We start from the raw sequence: 9,710 nt of genomic DNA, 5'->3' as shown, positions 1-9,710 counted from the left end.
ATGCAGGCTATCGCCCGGCCGCACAGGCAGGCGCGGAATGCCGTCCTGGCGCGCGCGCCGCAGGCCCAGGATTTGCCGTCGACGCTGCAGGTCTCGTCCTGCCTCACGATGTCGACGCCGGAAATCGCGACCGAATAGCCCTTCGCCTCGATCAGCCCGGCGGCGGCGGCCACCGGCTGGAACAGCTTGGTCCCGTTCCAGTCGCCGGGCATTTTCCACCTGGGCGGCTTGGGCGGGCCTGCCAGCGCCAGGTCGCTCAGCGGCGCGCGCGGCTCGACACGCTCAAGCTCCCCGGAAGGGAGTTGAGGTGGCGCCACGACCTCGGGATCGATCGTCCTGGAATGGGCGGGAGGTTTCACCGGCTGCGGTGGCGGAAGGGCTGCCGTGGCCGGCGCTTCGGGCGGCATGTCGGCGCCCTGCTCGGCGGTGGTTTCGGCCACCGGATCAATGCGGTCCAGCGTGACGATGCTTTCACCGCCGTTCAGCGCGCGGCCTCCGGTGACGACGAGCGACGCCATCGCTGGTACAGCCGCAACAGCCACGGCAAGACGGAGCAGCCGCACTTACTGGCTTGCCCAGACGATACGCGCCACCCATTCGATGTCGCGCATCGGGATGTCCCGATCAGGATGATCAGGATTGAGGGAGACCAGCACGATCGACTTCACGGTCTGGCGAGCCAGCACCTTGGCCATCACCTCACCGGCAACGGTCTTGACGACGACGCGGTCGCCCTTGCGGGTGGCAGCGCCCGGCTCGACGATCAGCACGTCGCCGTTGCGGTAGAGCGGCAGCATGGAATCGCCCTGCACCTGCAGCGCATAGGAGCTTGCTGTCGCCCTGGCCGGCAATTCAACCAGATCCCAGCCCTGCCCCGCCGGATAGCCGGCATCGTCGAAGAAACCTCCGGCGCCGGCCTGGGCAAAGCCGAGCAGCGGCACGGCTGACCTGCGTGCCTGCGACGCCGGGATCGAGCCATCACCTTCCACCAGCCCGGTGAACTCCTCCAGCGAGGCGCCGGTGGCCTCGATGATCTTGGCCAGCGATTCGGTCGACGGCCAGCGTGGCCGCCCGTCCGAGGACAGGCGCTTCGACTTGTTGAAGGCGGTGGAGTCGAGACCGGCGCGCCTTGCCAGACCTGACGCCGACAGCGAATAACGCTCGGCGAGTGCGTCGATGGCGGCCCAGACACGGTCGTGCGAGAGCAATCGAGCTCTCCTTCAAAACAGGAAAAAATGCCTCTTCCTGTCTACCGCGCAACCGCCCCAATGTCCACCGAGGAAGTGCGCGGGATCGCCAACGATCACGCCTTCTTGGCAAGTTCCCGCAAATTCCGGTGCGACGCCATGAATGCCTGCTCGGCCTCGGTCGGGGGGCGCGGCTGAGCAGAACGGCCAAGTGCGATGACCACCTCGCCAATGTCGAGAAAGCGGCGGCCGCGGCGGTCGTAGACACCGCCGGTGGTCATGATTTGCGCGGCCGTTTCGCCACTATCGAGGACGAAGCGGTGCCTGCCGATGACCGAGGTGCCTTCCCAGGTCTCGATCGAGGACACCACCTCGAAGCGCCGCCACAGCCGGATCTCGCGCACATAGGCCACCTGCAGCCCGCCGATCATCGGCGCCCAGCCGTTCCTGCGCGCCAGCGCGATGAGGCCGGCGCGCAGGAAGATGTCGATGCGGCCGAGATCGGCCAGCATCATGTAGCGGGCGTTGTTGAGATGGTTGTTGAAATCGATGTCGGTCGGCAGGCATCGAAAGACCAGCCGGCTTTCACCGCCGACGAGGTACGGGCCACGGCTTCGCGCCGTGGCCATCATGCGCGCCATGCGCGCCCAGACATACATCGGCGTCGGCCGTCAGGCTGCCTGCTTGATCTCGCCCTTCTGGTAAGGGTCGAAACGCTGGTAGAAGGTCTCGCCCTTCTCCGCCATGTCGAGCAGCAGCTTCGGCGCCTTGAACTCGGCGCCGTACTTCTTCTGCAGGGCCTTGGCGATCTTGACGAACTGCTTGGCGCCAATACCGTCGATGTAGGACAGCGCGCCGCCGGTGAAGGGGGCGAAGCCGAAGGCGAGGATCGAGCCGACATCGGCCTCGCGCGGATCGGTGACGATGCCTTCCTCCATCACGCGAACCGCCTCGAGGGCGATGGTGACCAGCAGGCGCTGCTTCAGTTCCTCATAGTCGACCTTCTCCGGCTTGAGCTGTGGATAGAGGTCCTTGAGGCCAGGCCACAGCTTCTTCTTCGCCGGCTTGGCCGGATAGTCGTAAAAGCCCTTGCCGTTCTTGCGGCCGAAGCGGCCATGCGTGTCGACCATGGTGTTGATCAGCGCCATCTGCTTCGGATCGACGGCCTTCTCGCCGAGATCCCTGATCGTCTGCTTCATGATCTTCTGGGCAAGGTCGATCGCCGTCTCGTCGGTCAGCGCCAGCGGACCGACCGGCATGCCGGCCGCCTTGGCGGCGTTCTCGATCATCGGTGCCGGGACACCCTCGATCAGCATCTTGTAGGCTTCCGACATGTAGCGCAGGACGCAGCGGTTGACGTAGAAGCCGCGCGTGTCGTTGACGACGATCGGCGTCTTCTTGATGGCGCGGACGAAATCGATGGCGGTCGCCAGCGCCTTGTCGCCGGTCTTCTTGCCGAGGATGATCTCGACCAGCATCATTTTGTCGACCGGCGAGAAGAAGTGGATGCCGACAAAATTCTTCGGTCGCGCCGAATTCTTCGCCAGCGAGGTGATCGGGATGGTCGAGGTGTTGGAGGCGAAGATCGCCGACGACTTCAGCACCGCTTCCGCCTTTTCGGTGGCGCTCTTCTTGACGGCGGAATCCTCGAACACGGCCTCGACCACCAGATCGCAGCCGGCGAGGTCGGCATAGTCGGCCGTCGGCGTGATCAGCGACAAGAGCCTGTCCTTGTCCTCGGGCTTGGCGCGGCCCTTCTTGACCTGATCAGAGATCAGGCTGTCGGAATGCGCCTTGCCCTTTTCGGCCGACTCCATGTCGCGGTCGAGCAGCACGACGGGAATGCCGGCCTTGGCCGTGACATAGGCGATGCCGGCGCCCATGAAGCCGGCGCCGAGGATGCCAATTTTCTTGAACTTGGTGTCCGGCACGCCGGCCGGGCGACGCGCGCCCTTGTTCAGTTCCTGCAGCGAGACGAACAGCGAGCGGATCATCGCTGCCGCTTCCCTGGTCTGCATGATCTCGGTGAAGTAGCGCTGCTCGATCTTGAGCGCCGTGTCGAAGGGTACCAGGAGTCCCTCATAGACGCATTTCAGGATCGCCCCCGCGGCCGGATAGTTGCCGTAGGTCTCACGACGCAGGATGGCGATGGCCGGCGGCCAGAGGTTGGCGCCCGCCGCCGAATAGACCGGGCCACCGGGCAGCTTGAAGCCCTTCTCGTCCCAAGGCGCCACCGGCTTCAGGCCATTCTTGATCATCGCCTTGGCGGTCTCGACCAGCTTCGAAGGCTCGGCGATCTCGTGGATCAGGCCCATTGCCTTGGCCTTCTGCGGCGTGAGAGTCTGGCCGGTGGTCAGCATCTGCAGCGCCTGCTGCGGGTCGGTCAGCCGCGGCACGCGCTGGGTGCCGCCGGCACCCGGGAAGATGCCGATCTTCACTTCCGGAAGCGCCATCTTCACCTTGTCGGAATCGGCAGCGACGCGGCCGTGGCAGGCGAGCGACATCTCGAAGGCGCCGCCCATGCAGGTGCCGTTGATCGCCGACACCCACGGCTTGCCGGAAGTCTCGATCTTGCGGAACAGGCCGGTCATGACGCCCGCATTGTCGAACAGGGCTTTGGTCGCCTTGCCCAAATCCTTCGCCTTGTCGGCGGCGAAGGCGCCCAGCATCTTCTGCAGCAAGGTGATGTCGGCACCGCCGGAGAAAGTATCCTTGCCGGAGGTGATGACCGCGCCCTTGATGGCCGCGTCGCCGGCGACATGGTCGACGATGGCGTTAAGCTCCCGCATCACCTCTTCGGTGAAGACGTTCATCGATCGATCCGGCATGTTCCAGGTGACCAGCGCAATGCCGTCGGCGTCGACGTCGAGGGTGAAATTGGTGTAGCTCATCTTCTCTCTCCCCGTCAGACGCGTTCGATGATGGTGGCGGTGCCCATGCCGGCGCCGATGCAGAGCGTGACCAGGGCGGTGTTCAGGTCACGGCGCTCGAGCTCGTCGAGCACGGTGCCGAAGATCATGGCGCCGGTGGCACCGAGCGGATGGCCCATGGCGATCGCGCCGCCGTTGACATTGATCTTGTCGTGCGGGATCTCGAAGGCCTGCATGTAGCGCAGCACCACCGAGGCGAAGGCCTCGTTGAGCTCGAACAGGTCGATGTCCGACAGCTTCATCTTGGCACGCTGCAAGAGCTTTTCGGTGACGTCGACCGGGCCGGTCAGCATCAGCACCGGCTCGGAGCCGATGTTGGCGAAGGCGCGGATGCGGGCGCGCGGCTTGATGCCCATCGCCTTGCCGGCCTTCTTGGAGCCGAGCAGGACGGCAGCGGCGCCATCGACGATGCCGGACGAGTTGCCGGCATGGTGGACGTGGTTGACCTCTTCGACTTCAGGGTGCTTTTGCACGGCAACCGCATCGAAGCCGCCCATTTCGCCGGGCATGACGAAGGACGGGTTGAGCGAGGCCAGCGATTGCATGTCGGTCGCCGGTCGCATGTGCTCGTCATGGTCGAGGATGGTCAGCCCATTCTGGTCCTTGATCGGGATCACCGAATTCTTGAAGCGGCCCTCGGACCAGGACTTGGCGGCGCGCTTCTGGCTCTCGACGGCATAGGCGTCGACATCGTCGCGGCTGAAGCCATACTTGGTGGCGATCAGGTCGGCCGAAATGCCTTGCGGCACGAACCAGCCGGGCAGGCCGACGGATGGGTCCATGAACCAGGCGCCGCCCGACATGCCCATGCCGACGCGCGACATCGATTCGACGCCGCCGGCGATGACGATGTCGTCGGCACCCTGCGCGATCTTGGCGGCGCCGAAATTGATGGCGTCGAGACCGGAAGCGCAAAAGCGCGAGATCTGCATGCCGGGCGCCTTGGTGTCGTAGCCGGCCTCGAAGGCGGCGGCGCGCGGAATTACCGAGCCCGCCTCGCCGACCGGGTCGACGCAGCCGAAGATGATGTCGTCGACAGTGCCGGTGTCGAGGCCGTTGCGGTCGCGCAGCGCCTCGAGCGTTTTGGCGGCGAGCCGCACCGCCGGCACCTCGTGCAGCGAGCCATCCTTCTTGCCTCTGCCGCGCGGCGTGCGCACGGCGTCATAGACGTAAGCTTCGGCCATTTTCCTGCTCCTTGGGTTTGCCGGTCGCCGCGCTCAGAGAGAGCGCCCGATCAGCAATTTCATGATCTCGTTGGTGCCGCCGTAGATGCGCTGGACGCGAGCGTCGCGGTACATGCGGGCGATCGGGTATTCATTCATGTAGCCATAGCCGCCGTGCAATTGAAGGCATTCGTCGACCACCTTGCCCTGCAGGTCGCTAAGCCAGTATTTGGCCATCGAGGCGGTGACCGGATCGAGGCCGCCATCGATGTGGCGGGCGACGCAGTCATTGTAGAAGACGCGGCCGATCGTGGCCTCGGTCTTCAGCTCGGCCAGCTTGAACTGGGTGTTCTGGAAATCGATGACCGCCTTGCCGAAGGCCTTGCGCTCCTTGACGTAGTCGATGGTCAAGGCCAGCGCGCGCTCGATCATGGCGATCGCGCCGGTACCGATCTGCAGCCGCTCCTGCGGCAGTTGCTGCATCAGCTGGACGAAGCCCTTGCCTTCCTCATGGCCGAGCAGGTTCGAGGTCGGCACGCGCACGTCGTTGAAAAACAGTTCGGAGGTATCGTTGGCCTTCAGGCCGATCTTGTCGAGGTTGCGGCCGCGCTGAAAACCTTCGACCTCGTCGGTCTCGACGACGATCAGCGAAGTGCCCTTGGCGCCCTTTTCCGGGTCGGTCTTGGTGACGACGATGATCAGGCTGGCGAGCTGGCCATTGGTGATGAAGGTCTTGGAGCCGCTGATCTTGTAGTGGTTGCCGTCCTTCTCGGCGCGCGTCTTGACGCCTTGCAGGTCGGAGCCGGCGCCGGGCTCGGTCATGGCGATGGCGCCGATCAGCTCGCCGGTCGCGAGCTTGGGCAGCCACCTCTTCTTCTGCTCCTCGGAGCCGTAATGGAGGATGTAGGGGGCGACGATCGAATTGTGCAGACCGATGCCGAAGCCGTCGACGCCGACATGGCCGATCGCCTCGATGATGGCGCTCTCATGCGCGAAGGTGCCGCCCGAGCCGCCATATTCCTCCGGCATCGAGGCGCAGAGCAGGCCGGCCGCGCCTGCCTTCAGCCAGCTCTCGCGGTCGACCATCTCGTTCTTCTCGAACTCGTCATAGCGCGGCGCGATCTCTTCAGACATGAAGCGCGACGCCATGTCGTAGAGCATTGCGACCTCGTCCGCCGCCCAGGCGGGTTTTGGCAAGCCAAGAATTTCGGCTGGATTTGTCATGCCATTTCCTCCGTGGCGCTGGCGTCCCCCTCCCCCTTGAGGGGAGGGTGGCCGCGAAGCGGTCGGGAGGGGTCGCCGGCGACACGCTCGGCCTCACCTTTGACAAACTGCGCAACATGCCAGGCGCTATTGATAACATCCGGCTCGTCGATCCTAAGCACGACGTAGCCAAGCGACTGCAAATAAGCGTCGCGGTTCAAATCATGACGCTTGCCAGCCTCGGTTTCATGCAGGTCGCCGTCGACCTCCACAATGAGTTTGACCGACGGGCAGACGAAATCGACAATGTACGGGCCGATCGGCGATTGCCGCCTGAACTTCAAACCGTCAGCCGTCAGCTCCCGCAATTCGTACCATAGCAAAGACTCCGCCTTCGTCGCATGGAGACGAAGCGAGCGTGCCTTCTGCCGCATTTCGAAACTCACCCGCGTCCGCGGCATTGCGATAGTCCTCCTCCCAGTGCGCATCCGTCAGAATTGGCGTCGAGCTCGTCGCGGGCGACCCCTCCCGACCCTTCGGGCCACCCTCCCCTCAAGGGGGAGGGGGACGCCGAGCATTTCTAGAACGCTTCCGCCGGCAGCGCCATTAGCGCGTCCGCGCCACTGGAAATGCGGGCAAGCCGCGTCGCCGTCTCCGGCATGATCCGCTCCATGAAGAAGCGCGCCGTCACCAGCTTGTTGTCATAGAAGGCCGAGGAGCCGTTGGCGCCATCGGCGAGCTTCGCGCCGGCGGCCTTCGCCATCTGCGCCCACATGTAGCCCAACGCCACCAGGCCGAAGAGGTGCATGTAGTCGGTCGAGGCGGCGCCCGCATTGTCGGGCTTGGCCATGGCGTTCTGCAGCAGCCACATGGTCGCCGCCTGCAGGTCGTTGAGGCCCTTCTTCAGCGCCTTGGTGAAGGGCGCCAACTTCTCGTCGGCACGGTTCTCCTCGCAGAACTCGCCGACCTCCTTGAAGAAAGCCTGTACGCCGCGGCCACCGTTCTGCGCCAGCTTGCGGCCGACCAGGTCGAGCGCCTGGATGCCGTTGGCGCCCTCATAGATCATGGCGATGCGGGCATCGCGCACGAACTGGCTCATGCCGTGCTCTTCGATATAGCCATGGCCGCCGAACACCTGCTGCGCCATCACCGCGTGGTCGAAGCCCTTGTCGGTGAGCACGCCCTTGACCACGGGCGTCAGCAGGCCGGTGTAGTCGTCGGCCGCCCGGCGATCGTTGTCGTCACCGGCGCGGTGCGCGACGTCCGACTTGATCGCGGTCCACAGCGCCAGCGCGCGGCCGGCCTCGTTATACGCCTTCATGGTCATCAGCGAGCGGCGGATGTCGGGATGGACGATGATTGGATCGGCCTTCTTGTCCGGCGCCTTGGCACCCGACAGCGACCGGCCCTGCAAGCGGTCCTTGGCGTAGGAGACGGCGTTCTGGTAGGCGATCTCCGACAGCGACAGCCCCTGCAGGCCGACGCCGAGGCGGGCCTCGTTCATCATCGTGAACATTGCCTTCAGGCCGCCATTGGCCTCGCCGAGCAGCGTGCCTTCGGCCTCGTCATAATTCATGACGCAGGTCGAATTGCCGTGGATGCCCATCTTCTCCTCGATCGAGCCGCAAGAGACGGCGTTTCTTTCACCTGGCTTGCCCGAGGCGTCGAGCTTGAGCTTCGGCACAATGAACAGCGAGATGCCCTTGACGCCTTCCGGCGCACCCTCGATGCGGGCCAGCACCAGGTGGACGATGTTGTCCGCCATGTCGTGCTCGCCGGCGGAGATGAATATCTTCTGACCGGAAATCTTGTAGGTGCCATTGCCGTTCGACACGGCCTTGGTGCGCAGCAGGCCAAGATCCGTGCCGCAATGCGGCTCGGTGAGGTTCATGGTGCCGGTCCATGCGCCCTCGACCAGCTTCGGCAGCCAGGTCGCCTTCTGCTCGTCGGTGCCGTGGGTGATGATGGCGGCGATCGCGCCTTGCGTCAGGCCCGGATACATCATCAGCGACATGTTGGCCGAGACCATATATTCGGAAACCGCCGTGTGGACCGTGTAGGGCAGGCCCTGGCCGCCGAACTCGGCAGGCGCGGCGAGCCCCATCCAACCGCCCTCGCGATACTGGTCGAAAGCCTCCTTGAAGCCCTTGGGCGTCGTCACCGAGCCGTCATCATGGCGCACGCAGCCTTCCATGTCGCCGACACGGTTGAGCGGATGCATGACGTTCTCAGCGAGCTTGGCGCCCTCGGCGAGGATCGCCTCGAGGACGTCGGGCGTCGCGTCGGAGAAGCCGGGAAGATTGGAATAGCGCTGATAGCCCAACACGTCGTTGAGCACGAACAGCGTGTCCTGGATCGGCGCCCTGTAGATCGTCATGCCTTCCTCCACCCTTGCGGTCTGGCCCTGCCAGCAAGTTCTCGATCAAAGCGCAGATCGGAGGCTGAGCCAATGTCGACGCCCCGATAGCAAAAATTGACGTTTGCGTAAACGTCAATCTTGTCGCAGACGCAAAATTTTCGTGAGCTGACGCATGGCCGCCAAAAGAAAAGAGCCGCGCGGCACAGGCCGCGCGGCTCCTCGTCCGAGACTTTCCGCCGGAAGCCGGCGCACAGGATCAGCCGGCTGCGCTGGCCTGTGGCGGCGCGGCGCGTTGGGCAAGCATCTGGCGCACCGCCGTCATCGAGGCGCTCAACTCGTTGATGGCGTCGTCGATCAGCGCCCGCTGCTTCTGCAGGCGAGCGAGCTGCTTCTCGGACTTGTCGAGCGCCAGCCGCAGCTGCTTGGTGTTGGAGCCGGTCGGATCGTAGAGATCCATCATCTGCTTGACGTCGCGCAGCGAGAACCCGACCTTGCGGCCCAGCAGGATCAGCTTCAGCCGGGCCTTGTCGCGGCGCGTGTAGAGACGGGTCGAACCGTCGCGCTTCGGGTTGAGCAGGCCCTTGTCCTCATAGAAACGTAGCGTGCGCAACGTCACGCCATATTTCTTGGCCATTTCGCCGATGCGGACAAGTTCCTCGCCGGTTTCAGTCGATATGTCATTGGTGTTGGCCGCGGCTTCGCCGGCCGAAACAAGCTTCATGGTCACTGGCTTTCCCCGTCTGGTGGCGCCGCGGTCCCGGACCTTGCGTCGCCTGAGTGGAAGCGGGGGCGTGCTTCCAGTCGTGGTTTCAACGAAAAATCGCAAAAGGGGGATCTGCACACTCTTACGTTTACGTCAATTCTATAC

8 protein-coding genes and 1 pseudogene are annotated in these 9,710 nt (G+C 64.4%); all 9 read right to left on the bottom strand.

Annotated elements, in window-relative coordinates:
• Nucleotides 1-563: pseudogene (locus EN781_RS15850) on the bottom strand (thermonuclease family protein); the annotation flags it as partial.
• Nucleotides 564-1,208, bottom strand: coding sequence for a helix-turn-helix transcriptional regulator (locus EN781_RS15845; protein ID WP_126056606.1), 645 nt, complete (start codon nucleotides 1,206-1,208; stop codon nucleotides 564-566).
• 95 nt (nucleotides 1,209-1,303) lie between these two features.
• Nucleotides 1,304-1,846: a thioesterase family protein gene (locus EN781_RS15840; protein WP_126056607.1), complete on the bottom strand. Its 543-nt coding sequence runs from the start codon at nucleotides 1,844-1,846 to the stop codon at nucleotides 1,304-1,306.
• 12 nt (nucleotides 1,847-1,858) lie between these two features.
• Nucleotides 1,859-4,078, bottom strand: a complete 2,220-nt coding sequence (locus EN781_RS15835; RefSeq protein ID WP_126056608.1) for a 3-hydroxyacyl-CoA dehydrogenase NAD-binding domain-containing protein — start codon at nucleotides 4,076-4,078, stop codon at nucleotides 1,859-1,861.
• A gap of 14 nt (nucleotides 4,079-4,092) precedes the next feature.
• Nucleotides 4,093-5,301 (bottom strand): acetyl-CoA C-acetyltransferase, encoded by a 1,209-nt coding sequence (locus EN781_RS15830; RefSeq protein WP_126056609.1) that lies wholly within the window; start codon nucleotides 5,299-5,301, stop codon nucleotides 4,093-4,095.
• A 33-nt stretch (nucleotides 5,302-5,334) separates the two neighbouring features.
• On the bottom strand, nucleotides 5,335-6,504 hold the full coding sequence (locus EN781_RS15825; RefSeq protein WP_126056610.1) for an acyl-CoA dehydrogenase family protein: 1,170 nt from the start codon (nucleotides 6,502-6,504) through the stop codon (nucleotides 5,335-5,337).
• Nucleotides 6,501-6,917 carry an endonuclease domain-containing protein gene (locus tag EN781_RS15820; RefSeq protein ID WP_245455264.1) on the bottom strand — a complete coding sequence of 139 codons (417 nt, stop codon included), beginning with the start codon at nucleotides 6,915-6,917 and terminating at the stop codon, nucleotides 6,501-6,503. Before EN781_RS15820 ends, EN781_RS15825 begins: the two co-directional genes overlap by 4 nt.
• Nucleotides 6,918-7,063: 146 nt before the next feature.
• Nucleotides 7,064-8,860, bottom strand: a complete 1,797-nt coding sequence (locus tag EN781_RS15815) for an acyl-CoA dehydrogenase (RefSeq protein WP_126056612.1) — start codon at nucleotides 8,858-8,860, stop codon at nucleotides 7,064-7,066.
• Between the two features lie 238 nt (nucleotides 8,861-9,098).
• Nucleotides 9,099-9,563 (bottom strand): MerR family DNA-binding transcriptional regulator, encoded by a 465-nt coding sequence (locus EN781_RS15810; protein WP_126056613.1) that lies wholly within the window; start codon nucleotides 9,561-9,563, stop codon nucleotides 9,099-9,101.
• Between the last annotated feature and the right edge of the window lie 147 nt (nucleotides 9,564-9,710).

Origin of the sequence: Mesorhizobium sp. M4A.F.Ca.ET.090.04.2.1 (genome assembly GCF_003999085.1) — a bacterium.
Classification (GTDB): Bacteria; Pseudomonadota; Alphaproteobacteria; order Rhizobiales; family Rhizobiaceae; genus Mesorhizobium.
Note: the sequence above shows the minus strand (reverse complement) of the source record. Positions and strands in the feature narration are given on the sequence as shown.

Bases quoted from the DNA above. Each gene is read 5' to 3' on its own strand.
- EN781_RS15840 (WP_126056607.1), bottom strand. From the start codon at position 1,846: ATGTATGTCTGGGCGCGCATGGCGCGCATGATGGCCACGGCGCGAAGC.
- EN781_RS15835 (WP_126056608.1), bottom strand. From the start codon at position 4,078: ATGAGCTACACCAATTTCACCCTCGACGTCGACGCCGACGGCATTGCG.
- EN781_RS15830 (WP_126056609.1), bottom strand. From the start codon at position 5,301: ATGGCCGAAGCTTACGTCTATGACGCCGTGCGCACGCCGCGCGGCAGA.
- EN781_RS15825 (WP_126056610.1), bottom strand. From the start codon at position 6,504: ATGACAAATCCAGCCGAAATTCTTGGCTTGCCAAAACCCGCCTGGGCG.
- EN781_RS15820 (WP_245455264.1), bottom strand. From the start codon at position 6,917: ATGCGGCAGAAGGCACGCTCGCTTCGTCTCCATGCGACGAAGGCGGAG.
- EN781_RS15815 (WP_126056612.1), bottom strand. From the start codon at position 8,860: ATGACGATCTACAGGGCGCCGATCCAGGACACGCTGTTCGTGCTCAAC.
- EN781_RS15810 (WP_126056613.1), bottom strand. From the start codon at position 9,563: ATGAAGCTTGTTTCGGCCGGCGAAGCCGCGGCCAACACCAATGACATA.